Origin of the sequence: Pseudomonas sp. FP1154, from assembly GCF_030687245.1 — a bacterium.
Taxonomy (GTDB): domain Bacteria; phylum Pseudomonadota; class Gammaproteobacteria; order Pseudomonadales; family Pseudomonadaceae; genus Aquipseudomonas; species Aquipseudomonas rhizophila.
Map to the genome: position 1 here is coordinate 2,011,525 of NZ_CP117465.1, position 16,408 is coordinate 2,027,932.

Annotated in this window: 15 protein-coding genes; 3 read left to right on the plus strand and 12 right to left on the minus strand. The window is 61.7% G+C overall.

Translation table 11 applies throughout. The features are described from left to right. Nucleotides 1–19: 19 nt before the first annotated feature. From ccoP (PSH91_RS09130) to ccoN (PSH91_RS09165), 8 genes are all read right to left on the minus strand, one after another. The gene (ccoP, locus tag PSH91_RS09130) at nt 20–1,003 is read right to left on the minus strand and encodes a cytochrome-c oxidase, cbb3-type subunit III (protein ID WP_076385618.1); all 984 of its coding nucleotides are present in this window, start codon (nt 1,001–1,003) and stop codon (nt 20–22) included. Then, on the minus strand, nt 1,000–1,185 hold the full coding sequence (locus tag PSH91_RS09135; RefSeq protein WP_003183474.1) for a CcoQ/FixQ family Cbb3-type cytochrome c oxidase assembly chaperone: 186 nt from the start codon (nt 1,183–1,185) through the stop codon (nt 1,000–1,002). The genes ccoP (PSH91_RS09130) and PSH91_RS09135 overlap by 4 nt, the downstream gene beginning before the upstream one ends. 5 nt (nt 1,186–1,190) lie before the next feature. Further along, nucleotides 1,191–1,799 (minus strand): cytochrome-c oxidase, cbb3-type subunit II, encoded by a 609-nt coding sequence (ccoO, locus tag PSH91_RS09140; RefSeq protein WP_014339380.1) that lies wholly within the window; start codon nt 1,797–1,799, stop codon nt 1,191–1,193. Further along, entirely contained in the window at nt 1,799–3,241 is a 1,443-nt protein-coding gene (gene ccoN, locus PSH91_RS09145) for a cytochrome-c oxidase, cbb3-type subunit I (RefSeq protein ID WP_047227187.1), read from the minus strand. The genes ccoO (PSH91_RS09140) and ccoN (PSH91_RS09145) overlap by 1 nt, the downstream gene beginning before the upstream one ends. Before the next feature lie 481 nt (nt 3,242–3,722). Further along, a complete protein-coding gene (gene ccoP / locus PSH91_RS09150; protein ID WP_047227188.1) occupies nt 3,723–4,676 on the minus strand; it encodes a cytochrome-c oxidase, cbb3-type subunit III in 954 nt (317 codons plus the stop codon). Further along, on the minus strand, nt 4,673–4,876 hold the full coding sequence (locus PSH91_RS09155; RefSeq protein WP_047227189.1) for a cbb3-type cytochrome c oxidase subunit 3: 204 nt from the start codon (nt 4,874–4,876) through the stop codon (nt 4,673–4,675). The genes ccoP (PSH91_RS09150) and PSH91_RS09155 overlap by 4 nt, the downstream gene beginning before the upstream one ends. 4 nt (nt 4,877–4,880) lie before the next feature. Next, nucleotides 4,881–5,489, minus strand: coding sequence for a cytochrome-c oxidase, cbb3-type subunit II (gene ccoO, locus PSH91_RS09160; protein WP_076385616.1), 609 nt, complete (start codon nt 5,487–5,489; stop codon nt 4,881–4,883). A gap of 10 nt (nt 5,490–5,499) precedes the next feature. Next, nucleotides 5,500–6,924 carry a cytochrome-c oxidase, cbb3-type subunit I gene (ccoN, locus tag PSH91_RS09165; RefSeq protein ID WP_014339375.1) on the minus strand — a complete coding sequence of 475 codons (1,425 nt, stop codon included), beginning with the start codon at nt 6,922–6,924 and terminating at the stop codon, nt 5,500–5,502. A gap of 96 nt (nt 6,925–7,020) precedes the next feature. On the opposite strand from ccoN (PSH91_RS09165), the gene PSH91_RS09170 reads away from it, so the two are divergent. Then, a complete protein-coding gene (locus PSH91_RS09170) occupies nt 7,021–7,707 on the plus strand; it encodes an alpha/beta family hydrolase (protein WP_047227192.1) in 687 nt (228 codons plus the stop codon). A gap of 242 nt (nt 7,708–7,949) precedes the next feature. Here the strand turns inward: PSH91_RS09170 and PSH91_RS09175 are convergent, their stop codons facing one another. From PSH91_RS09175 to acnA, 3 genes are all read right to left on the minus strand, one after another. Further along, nucleotides 7,950–9,515, minus strand: coding sequence for a PAS domain-containing methyl-accepting chemotaxis protein (locus tag PSH91_RS09175; RefSeq protein WP_076385612.1), 1,566 nt, complete (start codon nt 9,513–9,515; stop codon nt 7,950–7,952). Between the two features lie 76 nt (nt 9,516–9,591). Next, on the minus strand, nt 9,592–10,380 hold the full coding sequence (locus tag PSH91_RS09180; RefSeq protein ID WP_288916380.1) for a CPBP family intramembrane glutamic endopeptidase: 789 nt from the start codon (nt 10,378–10,380) through the stop codon (nt 9,592–9,594). A gap of 125 nt (nt 10,381–10,505) precedes the next feature. Next, nucleotides 10,506–13,247, minus strand: a complete 2,742-nt coding sequence (gene acnA / locus PSH91_RS09185; RefSeq protein ID WP_305467928.1) for an aconitate hydratase AcnA — start codon at nt 13,245–13,247, stop codon at nt 10,506–10,508. Nucleotides 13,248–13,419: 172 nt separating this feature from the next. Between acnA and rlmM the strand changes: the two genes are divergently transcribed. Together rlmM and tusA are read left to right on the plus strand one after the other, a co-directional pair. Further along, entirely contained in the window at nt 13,420–14,493 is a 1,074-nt protein-coding gene (rlmM, locus tag PSH91_RS09190; RefSeq protein ID WP_305467930.1) for a 23S rRNA (cytidine(2498)-2'-O)-methyltransferase RlmM, read from the plus strand. Between the two features lie 187 nt (nt 14,494–14,680). Then, nucleotides 14,681–14,932 (plus strand): sulfurtransferase TusA, encoded by a 252-nt coding sequence (gene tusA / locus PSH91_RS09195; RefSeq protein WP_047227197.1) that lies wholly within the window; start codon nt 14,681–14,683, stop codon nt 14,930–14,932. Here the strand turns inward: tusA and PSH91_RS09200 are convergent. Beyond that, complete coding sequence (locus tag PSH91_RS09200; protein ID WP_076386715.1) at nt 14,929–16,332, minus strand: MATE family efflux transporter; 1,404 nt, start codon at nt 16,330–16,332, stop codon at nt 14,929–14,931. The genes tusA and PSH91_RS09200 overlap by 4 nt on opposite strands. Nucleotides 16,333–16,408 lie beyond the last annotated feature (76 nt).

The following is a 16,408-nucleotide window of genomic DNA, read 5'->3' on the forward strand; positions in this document are numbered from 1 at the left end:
GGTACATCAGGCGTGTGCCTTACTGGGCATCGGCGGCTGGCGCCGGTTCCCCATGAGACAGGCTGTAGACGTACGCAGCCAGCAGGTGGACCTTGTCGTTACCCTGCAGATCGGCCTGGGCAGGCATCTGGCCCTGGCGACCGTAACGGATGGTCTGCTGCAGCTGAGCGAAGCTCGAACCGTAGATGAAACCGGCCGGGTGCGTCAGGTCAGGTGCGCCCATGGCAGGCGTGCCCTTGCCAGCTGGGCCGTGGCAGGCCACGCAGTTAGCCGCGAACAGCTTCTGGCCGTTGGCCGGATCGGCCTTGGCGCCTTCCGGCAGTTTACGGCCGTGCAGACTGGTCACCACGTAGGCGGAGACGTCGGCAACGCCTTGCTCGCCAACCACGGCAGCCCAGCCCGGCATCACGGCATGACGACCGCCCATGATGGTGGTCTTGATGGTTTCCGGCTCACCACCCCAGCGCCAGTCGGCGTCGGTCAGGTTCGGGAAGCCATAGGCACCCTTGGCGTCGGAACCGTGGCAGACCGAGCAGTTGGAGGCGAACAGGCGGCCACCCATCTTCAGGGCTTGCGGGTCTTTGGCGACTTCTTCAATCGGCATGGAGGCGAACTTGGCGAAGATCGGGCCGAACTTGGCATCCGAACGCGCCATTTCCTTTTCCCACTCGTGAACGCCGGTCCAGCCGGTCTGGCCATTGGCGAAAGGGGTCTGCTTTTCGGTGTCCAGGTAGTTATACCCTGGCAGCAGGCCTTTCCAGTTGCCCAAGCCCGGGTAGAGCACCAGATAACCCAAGGCGAAGACAATGGTGCCCACGAACAACATGAACCACCATTTAGGCAGTGGGTTGTCGTACTCTTCGATGCCATCGAACGAGTGACCAACAGTCTCGTCCGTTTGTTCGGCGCGCTGGCCCTTACGGGTCGACAGCAGCAGCCAGGTCAGGGCGAAGATCGTACCCAGACTGAGGACTGTGACGTACAGACTCCAGAACGTAGTCATTCTTTGTTACTCCTAGAAGCTTGCTCGACGTGCTTGATGGCTTCGGGATCATCCGCGAACGGCAGCAAGGTCGCGTCGTCAAACTCCGACTTGCGCTTGGGGCTGAACACCCACAACGCCAGACCGATAAAGGCCACCATCACGACGACGGTGCCCAGGCCACGAATCATCCCGATATCCATCTAAATCACCGTTTGCTTTTGATGATGGTGCCCAGGCCTTGCAGATAGGCCACCAGCGCGTCCATTTCAGTCTTGCCCTTCACGGCATCCTTGGCACCGGCGATGTCTTCATCGGTGTAAGGCACGCCCAGGGTCCGCAAGACTTCCATTTTCTTGGCGGTGTCTTTGCCGTCGAGCTTGTTTTCTACGAGGAACGGGTAAGCCGGCATTTTCGACTCAGGTACTACGTTGCGCGGGTTGTACAGGTGCGCACGCTGCCAGTCGTCGGAGTAGCGACCGCCCACACGGGCCAGGTCCGGGCCGGTACGCTTGGAACCCCACAGGAACGGGTGGTCCCAGACGCTTTCACCGGCAACCGAGTAGTGACCATAGCGTTCGGTTTCGGCGCGAAACGGACGGATCATCTGCGAGTGGCAGCCGACACAGCCGTTGGCGATGTAAACGTCGCGACCTTCCAGTTCAAGAGCGGTGCGCGGCTTCATGCCTTCGACCGGCTTGTTGGTCACGTCCTGGAAAAACAGCGGAACGATCTGGGTCAGGCCGCCGATGCTGACGGCGATGACCATGAAGAAGGCCAGCAGGCCAATATTCTTCTCTACTGTTTCGTGCTTCATCAGTGAGCTCCAACTACGGCGATCTTGGCGGCGGCTTCAGCTTCAGCCGGGTCAGAGGCACGAACGGTGCGATACACGTTGTAGGCCATGAACAGCATGCCGCTGGCGAAGAACGCGCCGCCCAGGGCACGGACGATGAAACCAGGGTGGCTGGCTTGCAGCGCTTCAACGAACGAGTAGGTCAGGGTGCCGTCGTCGTTGATTGCACGCCACATCAGGCCCTGGGTGATGCCGTTGACCCACATCGAGGCGATGTAGAGCACGGTGCCGATGGTGGCGAGCCAGAAGTGAGTGTTGATCAGGCCGGTGCTGTGCATCTGCGCACGACCGAACAGTTTCGGGATCATGTGGTAGATCGCGCCGATGGAAATCATCGCAACCCAGCCCAAGGCCCCGGCGTGTACGTGGCCGATGGTCCAGTCGGTGTAGTGGCTCAGGGAGTTGACGGTCTTGATGGCCATCATCGGGCCTTCGAAGGTCGACATGCCGTAGAACGCCAGGGAAACCACCAGGAACCGCAGGATCGGGTCGGTGCGCAGCTTATGCCAGGCGCCCGAGAGGGTCATCATGCCGTTGATCATGCCGCCCCAGCTCGGAGCCAGCAGGATGATCGACATCGCCATGCCCAGGGACTGTGCCCAGTCCGGCAGCGCGGTGTAGTGCAGGTGGTGCGGGCCGGCCCAGATGTACAGGGTGATCAGCGCCCAGAAGTGGACAATGGACAGGCGATAGGAATAGATCGGACGCTCGGCCTGTTTCGGCACGAAGTAATACATCATCCCCAGGAAGCCGGTGGTCAGGAAGAAGCCCACGGCGTTGTGGCCGTACCACCACTGGATCATCGCGTCGGTGGCGCCCGAGTAGGCCGAGTAGGACTTGAAGAAGCTGACCGGCAGGGACGCGTGGTTGACGATGTGCAGCATGGCGGTCACGACGATGAAGGCACCGTAGAACCAGTTACCGACATAGATGTGCTTGGTCTTGCGCTTGACGATAGTGCCGAAGAACACCAGACCGTAGGTCACCCAGACGATGGCCAGCAGAATAGCCAGGGGCCATTCCAGCTCTGCGTATTCCTTGGTGGTGGTGAAACCCATCGGCAAGGTCACGATCGCACCGACGATGACCGCTTGCCAACCCCAGAAGGTGAAGGCGGCGAGGCTGTCGGAAATCAGTCGCGTTTGGCAGGTTCGCTGCACGACGTAATAGGAAGTGGCAAACAACGCACAACCACCGAAGGCGAAGATCACCAGGTTGGTGTGCAGCGGGCGCAGGCGTCCAAACGTCGTCCATGGCAGATCGAAGTTCAACTCCGGCCAGACCAGTTGCGAGGCGATGAATACACCGAGCCCCATGCCAAGGATCCCCCAGACCACCGTCATGATGGCGAACTGGCGGACTACCTTATAGTTATAAGCAGTCGGACTGATTGCTGTGCTCATTCTAAGGTTCCACGGTTTGGGTGTTTTATTAGGATAAAAATCGGTCGCAAGTATGGAGAAAGCGGGGGGTCATTGCAACGCGCCATGACCTGGGTCAATGCTTTCCAAAGCAGATTCTGCGGCCTTTCCATGTGCTGAGTAGGGACAAAATTGGCCCTCGGTAAAATGTCGCAACGAAGGAAAGAGGCGAGGGGGGCAGGTCGGTTGTAACGGGGTGTGTTCGAGCACGGCGTTCGGGTGATGCCAGGTAACTGTCGCAACAGCCGGTATTCACCTGCCTTTGCGGCCTTTTTGTCGAACGATTGTCGAACGCATCGGGTCGGGTCGACCTGAAACCGGCAGTCGCCAGCGCACGCAGAGGCAAGCTTAGACTTGATTCCGGGGAACCGAAAGGAAGACGAAGGGAGGGTGCGACAATGCGTCGCGCAGGGGCACGAAACAGCCGCATCCAGATGGATGCGGCTGTTCGCGTGGTCAGGATTTATTCGCTTTTGCGTTCAGCTTGCAGGCGCTCGGCGCCCGCCGCGTGGGACAGGCTGTAGACGTAAGCCGCGAGCAGTTGCACCTTGTCATTGCCGAGCAGCTCATTCTGCGCCGGCATATGGCCCTGGCGGCCATGACGGATGGTCTGTTGCAGTTGCGCCAGGCTGGTGCCGTAGATGAAGCCGGCCGGCAAGGTCAGGTCTGGCGCGCCCATGGCTTCGGTGCCTTTACCGTTGGCACCGTGGCAGGCAACGCAAGTGGTGTTGAACGCTTGCTGGCCTGCTTGCAGGTCGGCGCCGCTGTCTGCCGGCAGCGGCAGGCCCGCCAGATCATGGCGCACATACGCGGCCACGTTCTTGACGCCTGCTTCGCCCAGCACTTCGCCCCAGGCCGGCATCGCGGCCATGCGACCGCCCATGATGGTGGCCTTGATGGTTTCGGCACTGCCGCCCCAGCGCCAGTGGCTGTCGGCCAGGTTCGGGAAGCCGAAGGCACCCTTGGCGTCCGAGCCGTGGCAGACCGAGCAGTTGGAGGCGAACAAGCGGCCACCCATCTTCAATGCCTGTGGGTCCTTGGCGACTTCTTCCACCGGCATGGCGGCGAATTTGGCGAAGATCGGCCCGAACTTGGCGTCGGCCCTGGCCATTTCCTTTTCCCATTCATGGGCGCCGGTCCAGCCATTTTCGTAGCCGGGCAGGATGCCTTTCCAGTTGCCCAGGCCCGGGTAGAGAACCAGGTAGCCGACGGAAAACACCAAAGTGCCGGCGAACAACAGGAACCACCACTGCGGCAGCGGGTTGTCGTACTCCTCGATGCCGTCGAAGCTGTGGCCCATGGTCTGGTCGACGCTGCCCTTGGTCTCGCCCTTGCGGGTGCCGATCAGCAGCCAGGTCAGACCGATCAGGCTGCCGATGGTCAGTACGCTGATCCACGTACTCCAGAAGGTGGTCATGGCCGGGTGCTCCTTGTTGCAGGGTCTTGGGGGTTGGCGATGTCGGCGGATGGCTCGTCGGCGAATGGCAGCAGGCGCGCCTGGGCGAACTCCGAGTTGCGCTTGCTGCTGAATACCCACAGGGTCAGGCCGATGAAGGCCACGAACACCACGACCGTGCCCAGGCCGCGGATCATTCCAGTGCTCATTTCAAGAAACATAGGCTCACCTCTTGCTCTTGATGGCAGTGCCGAGCACTTGCAGGTAGGCCACCAGGGCGTCCATCTCGGTCTTGTCCTTGAGCGAGGCCACGCTGCCGGCGATGTCGTCGTCGGTGTACGGCACGCCCAGGGTGCGCATGGCGCGCAGCTTGCCTTCGGTGTGGCTGCTGTCCACCGCTTGGGTTACCAGCCACGGGTAGGCCGGCATCTTCGACTCAGGCACGACGTTGCGCGGGTTGTACAGGTGGGCGCGATGCCAGTCATCGGAGTAGCGCGCGCCGACCCGGGCCAGGTCCGGCCCGGTGCGCTTGGAGCCCCACAGGAACGGGTGGTCCCAGACGCTTTCACCGGCCACCGAGTAGTGGCCGTAGCGCTCGGTCTCGGCGCGGAACGGACGGATCATCTGCGAATGGCAGCCGACGCAGCCTTCGCGGATATAGATGTCGCGACCTTCCAGTTGCAGGGCGGTGTAGGGCTTCATGCCGTCCACCGGTTTGTTGGTCACGTCCTGGAAGAACAGCGGCACGATCTGGGTCAGGCCGCCAATGCTCACGGCCAGAACCATCAGCAGCATCAGCAGGCCGACGTTTTTTTCGATTGTTTCGTGTTTCATGGCGGACTCCTCAAGCCATCTGCGCGGCAGCGGCGGCTTCGGCAGGCTGGTAGGCCCGCACGGTGCGCCAGGTGTTGTAGGCCATCAGCAGCATGCCGAGGAGAAAGATCGCCCCGCCCGCCAGCCGTACGACGAAGCCGGGGTGGCTGGCCACCAGGGTTTCAACGAAGGAGTAGGTCAGGGTCCCGTCCTCGTTCACCGCACGCCACATCAGGCCCTGGGCGATGCCGTTGACCCACATGGAGGCGATGTACAGCACGGTGCCGATGGTCGCGAGCCAGAAGTGCGCGTTGATCAGGCCGATGCTGTGCATCTGGGGGCGGCCGAAGACTTTCGGGATCATGTGATACAGCGCGCCGATGGAAATCATCGCCACCCAACCCAAGGCACCAGCGTGTACGTGGCCGATGGTCCAGTCGGTGTAGTGGGAGAGGGCGTTGACGGTCTTGATGGCCATCATCGGGCCTTCGAAGGTCGACATGCCGTAGAACGCCAGGGACACCACCAGGAACCGCAGGATCGGGTCGCTGCGCAATTTATGCCAGGCACCCGACAGGGTCATCATGCCGTTGATCATGCCGCCCCAGCTCGGTGCCAGCAGGATCAGCGACATCACCATGCCCAGGGACTGTGCCCAGTCCGGCAGCGCGGTGTAGTGCAGGTGGTGCGGGCCGGCCCAGATGTACAGGGTGATCAGCGCCCAGAAGTGCACGATGGACAACCGATAGGAGTACACCGGACGCTCGGCCTGCTTCGGCACGAAGTAGTACATCATCCCCAAAAAGCCGGCGGTGAGGAAAAAGCCTACGGCGTTGTGGCCGTACCACCATTGCACCATCGCATCCGTGGCCCCGGCATACACCGAGTAGGATTTGGTGAAGCTCACCGGCAATTCCAGGTTGTTGACGATGTGCAGGATCGCCACGGTCAGGATGAACCCGCCGAAGAACCAGTTACCGACATAGATGTGTTTGGTGTTGCGCTTGGCCACGGTGCCGAAGAACACGATGGCGTAGGCGACCCAGACGATGGTGATCAGAATGTCGATCGGCCATTCCAGTTCGGCGTATTCCTTGGAGCTGGTGTAGCCCAGCGGCAGGCTGATGGCCGCCAGCAGGATCACCAATTGCCAGCCCCAGAAGCAGAACGCGGCGATTTTCGGCGCGAACAGCTGTGTCTGACAGGTGCGTTGCACCGAGTAGAACGAACTGGCGAACAGGGCGCAGCCGCCGAAGGCGAAGATCACCGCGTTGGTATGCAACGGGCGCAGGCGGCCGAAGCTGGTCCACGGCAAATCGAAGTTGAGCTGTGGCCAGACCAATTGGGCCGCGAGAAAAACCCCGAGCCCCATGCCGACGATGCCCCACACCACCGTCATAATGGCGAATTGGCGGACCACCTTGTAGTTGTAGGCGGTACTGATAGATGTGTTCATGGTTCCCCATCCACGGTTCAGCCGAAGTGAGCGCTTGCGCAAGGCAGCGCGGCATTCTTCGCCTGGAGTTATAGGCAGACTAAAAGCGAGGCAAGCATGGACAAACAGCACAAGGCCAGTATTGACGGGGATCAATGGGCGCGATGTGTGGCCGAACACGGTTGGCTATGGACGGCGGCGCAAACGGGTGTCAGCGCCGAGCCACCGACCCTGATCCTGGCCCATGGCGCCGGCGCGCCGATGGACAGCGGGTTCATGAACGAAATGGCCGCGCGCCTTGCCGGGCATGGCATCAACGTGTTGCGTTTTGAGTTTCCCTACATGGCTCAACGACGCCTGGACGGCGGTAAGCGTCCGCCGAACCCGGCTCCCAAGTTGCTGGAATGCTGGCGTGAGGTGTACGCCACGGTGCGGCCTTATGTCGCTGGGCGGTTGGCCATTGGCGGCAAGTCCATGGGCGGGCGCATGGCGAGTTTGCTGGCCGATGAGCTGAAAGCTGATGCCCTGGTGTGCCTGGGGTATCCCTTCTACGCGGTGGGCAAACCGGAGAAACCGCGGGTCGAGCACTTGGCAGCCTTGAAGACCCGGACCTTGATCGTCCAGGGCGAGCGCGATGCCTTGGGTAACCGCGAGGCGGTGCAGGGTTACGTGCTGTCACCGAGTATCGAGGTGATGTGGCTGGTGGCGGGGGATCATGATCTGAAACCGCTGAAGGCCTCGGGGTTTAGTCACGAGCAGCATTTGGAGGCGGCGGCGGGCAGGGTGGCCGGGTTTCTTCAGTAGGTTCCTTGCCGACTATCAAGGCCTCATCGCGAGCAGGCTCGCTCCCACAATTGGAATGCCTTTGAATGAGCAACCTTGACCCTCTGAGGGAGTAAGCCTGCTCCCACAATTGGAATGCCTTTGAATGAGCAACCTTGACCCTCTGTGGGAGCGAGCCTGCTCGCGATAGCGGCCTGTCAGGCAACAAAAAACCCGGAAGCTTTCGCTGTCCGGGTTTTTCATGAGGCAGGCTTCTACTTCTATCAGCGGTTGAACCGCTCCACCAGTGAATACTGCGTATTGGCGGTGCGGGTCAGTTCTTCGCTCAGTAGCGCCGAGCTGTGGGCCTGGCCCGAGGTCTGGTCGGCCAGTTCCGAGATGTTGCTGATATTGCGGCTGATCTCTTCAGCCACCGAACTCTGCTCTTCGGTAGCGGCAGCGATCTGGGTGGTCATGTCGGTGATGTTGGCCACCGCTTCACTGATGCCCACCAGCGCTGCGTCCGCCTCCATGACCCGAGCCACGCCTTCTTCGGCCTGGCGGTGGCCGGCATCCATGGTCTGCACGGCATTGGTAGCGGTTTGCTGGAGTTTGGCGATCAGGGCGTGGATCTGCCCGGTGGACTCACTGGTACGTTGCGCCAGTTGGCGCACTTCGTCCGCCACCACGGCAAAGCCGCGACCCATCTCTCCGGCGCGGGCCGCTTCGATGGCGGCGTTGAGGGCCAGCAGGTTGGTCTGGTCGGCAATGCCTTTGATCACGTCCACCACGCCACCAATCTCGTCGCTGTCCTTGGCCAGCTGGGTCACGGTCTGCCCGGTCTCGCCCACCACCACCGACAAACGCTCGATGGCTTCACGGGTTTCCCCGGCGATGTCGCGTCCACGACTGGTCAGGCGATTGGCTTCCTGGGTGGCGTCGGCGGTGCGTTGCACGTGGCTGGCGACTTCCTGGGTCGTCGCGGCCATCTCGTTGACGGCGGTGGCCACCTGTTCGGTCTCCACTCGCTGGCGTTCCAGCCCACTGGAGCTGTTATGGGCCAGCGAATTCGACTGCCGCGCCTGCTCGTTGAGGTGTTCGGCAGTGTCCTGCAACCGGGTCAGGCAGGTTTTCAGGCGAGCTTCCTGGCTGAGGATCGACATCTCCAGGCGCGCCTGGACGCCTCGACTGTCGGTGTACATCCGGGCGATCAACGGATCGGAGGTGGTTTGCTCGGCCAGACGCAGCAGGCGCTTGATCCCGCGCTGTTGCCATTGCAGGCCCATCAGGCCCAGGGGCACCGAGAGCACGGCAGCCAGGGCAAAGCCCCAGGAGGAATTGAGAAACGCACCAACGACGAAGCTCAATTGGCTGACCAGGATAAACGGCAGCCAGTCCTGCAGGATCGGCAACCATTTGTCGCTGCGCGGGATCGCCGGCTTGCCCTGATTGATGCGTTGATAGAGCGCTTCGGCCCGGCTGATCTGCTCGGCGCTGGGCTTGACCCGCACCGACTCGTAGCCGATCACCTGGTTACCTTCGAACACGGGGGTGACATAGGCGTTGACCCAGTAATGGTCACCGCTCTTGCAGCGATTCTTGACGATACCCATCCATGGCAAGCCTTGTTTGAGCGTGTTCCACATATGGGCGAACACGGCCGACGGCACATCGGGATGGCGTACCAGGTTGTGGGGCGAGCGGATCAGTTCCTCCTTGGAAAACCCGCTGATTTCAACGAACGCGTCGTTGCAATAGGTGATCACACCTTTGGCATCGGTAGTGGAAATCAGACGTTGTTGGGCCGGGAAGGTCCTTTCGCGTTGTGTGACGGGCTGGTTGTTACGCATGGTGTGTAGATCCGCAAGGCTTTGAAAGGTTGTCGGCGTCGTCAGGTTTTTATTGAAGTTATTTTTCCGGTCGGTATCACGCCAGCATCGGGTAGGTAAATAGGGCGAAATGAAGCAGATTGAGGCCAAAGTGGGCGGCAATCGCCGCGCCCAGCCCACCAAAGCGATAAGCCAGGCCATAACCGACCCCCGCCATGCCCGACAGCAACACCCATTGCCATCCCGCCCCGGCATGCACCAGGCCGAACAGCAGCGAGGCCAGGACCAATGCCAGATTGTCGCCATAGTTCAGATGTTTGAAGCGTCGGCTCAGGCCACCCTGAATGTAGCCACGAAACAGCGCTTCCTCCACCAACGTCACCAATAAAAGATTATTGAGTACCCATATCCAGGCCGACTCCGGCCACTTCGGTGCCCAATGGATCATTCCCAGCAGCATCGCCCCGCCCAGCGCCAGCACGGCGCTCAGGGTCAGCCCCAGGGCCGTGGCCTGTAGCGACAGGCGAAACGAGCGCCTGCCGACGATCCAGGGACACGCCAGCAGTAACCAGAAGCCGATCAGTGGCTTGTCCTGGTTCAGGTACATGGCAAACGGCACGGCATCGTCGGTAAAACGTTGCGGCGCGATTGCCCGGCCATTGAAAAAACCCGGCATCCAGTGCAAGGCCAACGCCAGGGCCATCACCACAAACAGGGCGTGGCCGAGAAACTGCCCGACCGGTGTCTGCTGCTGGCGCACCGCATACCCGGCGAACAGCAGCAGCGCGACCGAGATCGCAGCAGTCCAGGCCAGATGGCCGAAGGCCAGGGCCAAGGCATAGCCGATGGAAAGGAAGGCCAGGTATGGCCAGGGCAGGGCAGGCATATCACATCCTTTGAGACTGAAGAACCGTTTGTGGCGATGGTGATGGCAGGACCGGCGGGATTATAGGCAGACCCATACGAAAACACCGCCTATTAACAGGCGGTGTTTTCGTAAGACGCTTCTTTTTATTCTGAAATCAATTGCCGTAGGACGTAGTGCAAAATCCCCCCAGCCTTGAAATATTCCACTTCATTCAAGGTGTCGATCCGGCACAACACTTCAATCCGCTCCTGGCGGCCGTCCTCGCGGGTGATGATCAGTGGCAGGTTCATGCGTGGCGTCAGTTCGACGTCGCTCAGGCCCAGGATGTCCAGGGTTTCCTTGCCGGTGAGGTTCAGGCTCTTGCGATTCTGATCGAGCTTGAACTGCAACGGCAGCACGCCCATGCCCACCAGGTTGGAGCGATGGATGCGCTCGAAGCTCTCGGCGATCACCGCTTTGACCCCCAACAGATTGGTGCCCTTGGCGGCCCAGTCCCGACTCGAGCCGGTGCCATATTCCTGTCCGGCGATCACCACCAGAGGTGTGCCCATGGCCTGATACAACATGGCGGCGTCGTAGATCGGCATTTTCTCGCCACTGGGGATGTAGATCGTATTGCCGCCTTCTTCGCCGCCGAGCATTTCGTTGCGGATCCGGATATTGGCGAAGGTGCCGCGCATCATGACCTGATGATTACCGCGTCTTGAACCGTAGGAGTTGAAGTCCCGGGGCTCCACGCCCTGTTCGCGCAGATAACGGCCGGCCGGGCTGTCGGTCTTGATATTGCCGGCCGGGGAGATGTGGTCGGTGGTCACCGAGTCGCCGAGCAAAGCCAGGATTCGTGCACCTTCGACATTGTTGATGGCCGGTGGCGGCCCACTGATGTTCTCGAAGAACGGCGGGTGCTGGATGTAGGTCGAGTCCGATTGCCAGACGTAAGTCGCGGCTTGCGGCACCTCGATAGCCTGCCATTGCTCATCACCGGCAAACACGGCGGCGTATTCCTTGTGGAACATGCTGGTGTTGACCTGGGCCACCGCGTTGGCGACTTCCTGGCTGCTGGGCCAGATATCGCGCAGGTACACCGGGTTGCCGTCGCGGTCATTGCCCAGCGGTTCACTGCTGATGTCGATGCGCACCGTGCCGGCCAGGGCATAGGCGACCACCAGGGGCGGTGACGCCAGCCAGTTGGTTTTTACCAACGGGTGCACGCGGCCTTCGAAGTTACGATTACCCGACAGCACCGAGGCCACCGTCAGGTCGGCGCTCTGGATGGCTTTTTCGATCGGCTCGGGCAACGGCCCCGAGTTGCCGATACAGGTCGTGCAACCGTAACCCACCAGATCGAAACCCAGTTTGTCCAGGTACTCGGTCAGCCCGGCGGCCTTGTAGTAATCGGTGACCACCTTCGAACCTGGTGCCAGGGAACTCTTGACCCACGGCTTACGGGTCAGGCCTTTCTCCACGGCTTTTTTCGCCAGCAGCCCGGCGGCCATCATCACGCTGGGGTTGGAGGTGTTGGTGCAAGAGGTAATGGCCGCAATCACCACTGCGCCGTTTTTCAGGCGATGGGTCCGGCCCTCGAACTCGTATTCGCTTTCCCCCACCTGATCGGCGTTGCCTACCGCGACCCCACCGCCGCCTTCGCTTTCCAGGCGGCCTTCTTCCTTGCTGGTGGGTTTGACGTTCAGGCCCAGGAAGTCGCTGAAAGCCTGGCCGACATTCGGCAGTGAGACCCGGTCTTGAGGACGCTTGGGCCCGGCGAGACTGGCCTCGACACTCCCCATGTCCAGTTCCAGCGTGTCGGTGAATACCGGTTCCTGGCCGGGCAGCCGCCACAGGCCCTGAGCCTTGCAGTAGGCTTCCACCAGCTTCACGGTTTCGGTCGGACGTCCGGACAGGCGCAGGTAGTCCAGGGTCACGTCGTCCACCGGGAAGAAACCGCAGGTGGCGCCGTATTCCGGGGCCATGTTGGCGATGGTGGCGCGGTCGGCCAGCGGCAGGTCGGCAAGGCCGTCGCCATAGAACTCGACGAATTTGCCCACCACACCTTTCTTGCGCAGCATTTGGGTGACCGTCAGCACCAGGTCGGTGGCGGTGATGCCTTCGCGCAGCTTGCCGATGAGTTTGAAACCGATGACTTCTGGAATCAGCATCGACACCGGCTGGCCGAGCATGGCCGCTTCGGCCTCAATCCCGCCGACGCCCCAGCCCAGTACACCGAGGCCGTTGATCATGGTGGTGTGGGAATCGGTGCCCACCAAGGTGTCCGGGAACGCATAGGTCCGTCCGTCTTCCTCTTTGGTCCACACGGTGCGGCCCAGGTATTCGAGGTTGACCTGGTGGCAGATGCCGGTGCCCGGCGGCACCACGCTAAAATTGTCGAAGGCGCTCTGGCCCCAACGCAGGAAGGCGTAGCGCTCTCCGTTGCGCTGCATTTCGATGTCGACGTTCTGTTCGAACGCCTGGCTGCTGGCGAAATTGTCCACCATCACCGAGTGGTCGATCACCAGGTCCACGGGTGACAGCGGGTTGATCCGCTGCGGATCGCCACCGGCCTTTTCCATGGCGGCGCGCATGGCGGCCAGATCGACCACGGCCGGGACGCCGGTGAAGTCTTGCATCAGTACCCGAGCAGGACGGTATTGAATTTCCCGGTCGGAACGACGCTCCTTCAGCCAGCCGGCGAGGGCCTTGAGATCGGTGCCGGTGACCGTTTTTTCATCTTCCCAGCGCAGCAGGTTCTCCAGCAGCACTTTGAGGGACATGGGCAACCGGTCCAGGTCTCCCAGGCTTCGGGCAGCGTCGGGCAGGCTGAAATAGTGGTAAATCCTGGCGTCGACTTGCAGCGTTTTAAGGGTTTTCAGGCTATCGAGGGACGGCATTGAAATGACTCCTTTGAGTCCGCACGGCTACGGACTGACGGGACGGACAGAGCCTTTAACCTAGCCCTGTTTTGAGCGTATGACTAATCACTGGACTCTACGAGCGGGTTTGGGGTTCCGAACTCCGCTATCATGCGCCGGTTTTCGTGACAGGCTTTGCTACGGAGTTTCAATGAACACGCTTTTCATGCACTGCCGACCAGGCTTCGAAGGCGAGGTCTGTTCCGAGATCGCCGAACACGCCGCACGGCTGAACGTGGCCGGCTACGCCAAGGCCAAGCCGGCCAGCGCCTGCGCCGAATTTGTCTGTACCGAAGACGACGGCGCCGAGCGACTTATGCACGGCCAGCGTTTCGCCGAGCTGATTTTTCCGCGCCAGTGGGCGCGTGGCAGCTTCATCGATCTGCCGGAAACAGACCGCATCAGTGTCATCCTGGCCCACATGAGCGCCTTCCCGACCTGCGGTAGCTTGTGGCTGGAGGTGGTGGACACCAATGACGGTAAAGAGCTGTCGAACTTCTGCAAGAAATTCGAAGGGCCGCTGCGCAAGGCGCTGACCGGCGCCGGCAAACTGGTGGATGACCCGTACAAGCCACGCCTGCTGTTGACCTTCAAGAGCGGTCGCGAAGTCTTCCTGGGCCTGGCGCAGGCCGATAATTCGGCCATGTGGCCGATGGGCATTCCACGCCTGAAATTTCCTCGGGAGGCGCCGAGCCGGTCCACCCTCAAGCTTGAAGAGGCCTGGCACCACTTTATTCCTCGGGATCAGTGGGACGAGCGCCTGCACAGCGACATGACCGGTGTGGACCTAGGCGCCGCGCCGGGCGGCTGGACCTGGCAACTGGTCAACCGCGGCATGCTGGTGACGGCCATCGACAACGGGCCGATGGCCGAAAGCCTGATGGACACTGGCCTGGTGCAGCATCTGATGGCGGACGGCTTTACGTTCAAGCCCAAGCAGCCGGTGGACTGGATGGTCTGCGACATCGTCGAGAAGCCGGCGCGTAATGCGGCGATGCTGGAAGAGTGGATCGGCGAAGGGCACTGCCGCGAGGCGGTGGTCAACCTCAAGCTGCCGATGAAGCAGCGTTACGCCGAAGTGAAACGCCTGCTCGAACGTATCGCCGACGGCTTCAAGGCCCGGGGCATCAAGGTCGAGATCGGCTGCAAGCAGCTGTACCACGACCGTGAGGAAGTGACGTGCCATCTGCGGCGGCTGGACACCAAAAAGCCCAAGTCCCGCTAGCGCTTGAAAGGCAATGAAATCCCTGTGGGAGCGAGCCTGCTCGCGATATCGGTGCATCAGTGGACATCGATGTTGGGTGGCCCGACGCTATCGCGAGCAGGCTCGCTCCCACAGGGGGCAGTGTTAAGCCAGAGGTGACCTTGCACCGACATTGCGCGACAATGCCCGCCAGTTTCAGGAGTAGAACATGAGTGAAATGAACGATACGCCGGTCGACGGCACGCTGGATGCCACCGGCCTCAATTGCCCGGAGCCGGTGATGATGCTGCACCAGCACATCCGCGACCTGATGCCCGGCGGGCTGTTGAAGGTGATTGCCACCGACCCCTCGACCCGTCGCGACATTCCCAAGTTCTGTGTGTTCCTCGACCACGAACTGGTGGCCCAGGACGAGGTCGATGGCACCTACCGCTACTGGATCCGCAAAAAGCTCGCTTAGTCCGCCGAACGGCTGATGCGGATCTGCTTGCGTGCGCTGCGTGCCAGGCGGATCGACAGCATCAGCGCCGCGCAGCTCAAGCCCACGATCAGGCCCTGCCACAACCCGCTCGGACCGCTGGCGGTGCCGAGCCAGTCGGTCAGGCCCAGGATGTAACCCACGGGCAGGCCAATGCCCCAGTAGGCGAACAGCGTCAGGATCATCGTCACCCGGGTGTCCTGGTAGCCGCGCAACGCGCCCGCCGCCGTGACCTGGATCGCGTCGGAAAACTGAAACAACGCCGCATAGACGATCAACATCGACGCCACTTCGATCACCACCGGATCGCCGGTATAGATCGCCGCGATGGGCCCGCGCAGCCAGAACATCAGGCTCGCCGACAGGCAGGCATAAGCCAGCGCCGTACCCATGCCGACTCCGGCGGCGAAGCGCGCTTCGCGCGGCTGGCGCCGGCCCAGGGCCTGGCCGACCCGCACCGTCACAGCCATGCCCAACGAATAGGGAATCATGAACACCAGGGAGCTGAAGTTCAGGGCAATCTGGTGCCCGGCCACCACGGTGGCGCCGAGGCTGCCGATCAGCAGGGCAATCACCGCAAAAATGCTCGATTCGGCAAATACCGCGATGCCAATCGGCAGGCCGATACCCAGCAGGCGCTTGATGACGGTCCATTGTGGCCAGTCGAAGCGGTTGAATAGCCGGCTCGACTGGTAGGCCGGCGCCCAGCGCGCCCAACCGGCCATGCCCAGGGCCATGAACCACATCACCAGGGCCGTGGCCCAGCCGCAACCGACGCCGCCCATGGCGGGCAGGCCCAGATGCCCGTAAATGAAGATGTAATTGAGCGGAATGTTCAGCGCCAGCCCGCACAAACCCAGGACCATCGCCGGTCGCGTTCGGCCCAGGCCGTCGCTGAAGCAGCGAAGCACGTGATACAGCGCCACCGCCGGCAGGCCGGTGGCGATGCCTTGCAGGTACTCCATGCAAGGACCGATCAGTTCGGGGTCCACGTTCATGATGTGCAGGATCGGTTCGGCGCCGAGCAGCGCCAGCGTGGCAATCAACCCCACCACCAGCGCCAGCCACAACGCCTGGCGCACCAGCGGACCAATCTCGTCGAACGTGCCGGCGCCGAAGCGCTGGGCGACTTTCGGCGTGGTGGCCAACAGTGTGCCGGTCATCAACAGGAACACCGGCACCCAGATCGAATTGCCCAGTGCCACCGCCGCCAGGTCCCGTGGTCCGACCCGGCCGGCCATCACCGCGTCGACAAAGCCCATGGCAGTGGTCGCCAGCTGCGCCACCATGATCGGCAATGCCAGGGCCAGCAGCGTCTTGAGCTCCAGGCGAACCCGGGCCGGGCGGGAGAGGGTGGTGGCGTGGTCGATCACAGGATTCACAGGCGAAACGTCCGAAAAAATAAGCGCGAGGCGGCGCATTCTACGCCTTGACACAGTGGTCAGGAAAAAACCTGTG

What these genes read in the sequence shown, in the direction of transcription:
- ccoP (WP_076385618.1), bottom strand. Translation starts at nt 1,003, where the DNA reads ATGACTACGTTCTGGAGTCTGTACGTCACAGTCCTCAGTCTGGGTACG.
- PSH91_RS09135 (WP_003183474.1), bottom strand. Translation starts at nt 1,185, where the DNA reads ATGGATATCGGGATGATTCGTGGCCTGGGCACCGTCGTCGTGATGGTG.
- ccoO (WP_014339380.1), bottom strand. Translation starts at nt 1,799, where the DNA reads ATGAAGCACGAAACAGTAGAGAAGAATATTGGCCTGCTGGCCTTCTTC.
- ccoN (WP_047227187.1), bottom strand. Translation starts at nt 3,241, where the DNA reads ATGAGCACAGCAATCAGTCCGACTGCTTATAACTATAAGGTAGTCCGC.
- ccoP (WP_047227188.1), bottom strand. Translation starts at nt 4,676, where the DNA reads ATGACCACCTTCTGGAGTACGTGGATCAGCGTACTGACCATCGGCAGC.
- PSH91_RS09155 (WP_047227189.1), bottom strand. Translation starts at nt 4,876, where the DNA reads ATGTTTCTTGAAATGAGCACTGGAATGATCCGCGGCCTGGGCACGGTC.
- ccoO (WP_076385616.1), bottom strand. Translation starts at nt 5,489, where the DNA reads ATGAAACACGAAACAATCGAAAAAAACGTCGGCCTGCTGATGCTGCTG.
- ccoN (WP_014339375.1), bottom strand. Translation starts at nt 6,924, where the DNA reads ATGAACACATCTATCAGTACCGCCTACAACTACAAGGTGGTCCGCCAA.
- PSH91_RS09170 (WP_047227192.1), top strand. Translation starts at nt 7,021, where the DNA reads ATGGACAAACAGCACAAGGCCAGTATTGACGGGGATCAATGGGCGCGA.
- PSH91_RS09175 (WP_076385612.1), bottom strand. Translation starts at nt 9,515, where the DNA reads ATGCGTAACAACCAGCCCGTCACACAACGCGAAAGGACCTTCCCGGCC.
- PSH91_RS09180 (WP_288916380.1), bottom strand. Translation starts at nt 10,380, where the DNA reads ATGCCTGCCCTGCCCTGGCCATACCTGGCCTTCCTTTCCATCGGCTAT.
- acnA (WP_305467928.1), bottom strand. Translation starts at nt 13,247, where the DNA reads ATGCCGTCCCTCGATAGCCTGAAAACCCTTAAAACGCTGCAAGTCGAC.
- rlmM (WP_305467930.1), top strand. Translation starts at nt 13,420, where the DNA reads ATGAACACGCTTTTCATGCACTGCCGACCAGGCTTCGAAGGCGAGGTC.
- tusA (WP_047227197.1), top strand. Translation starts at nt 14,681, where the DNA reads ATGAGTGAAATGAACGATACGCCGGTCGACGGCACGCTGGATGCCACC.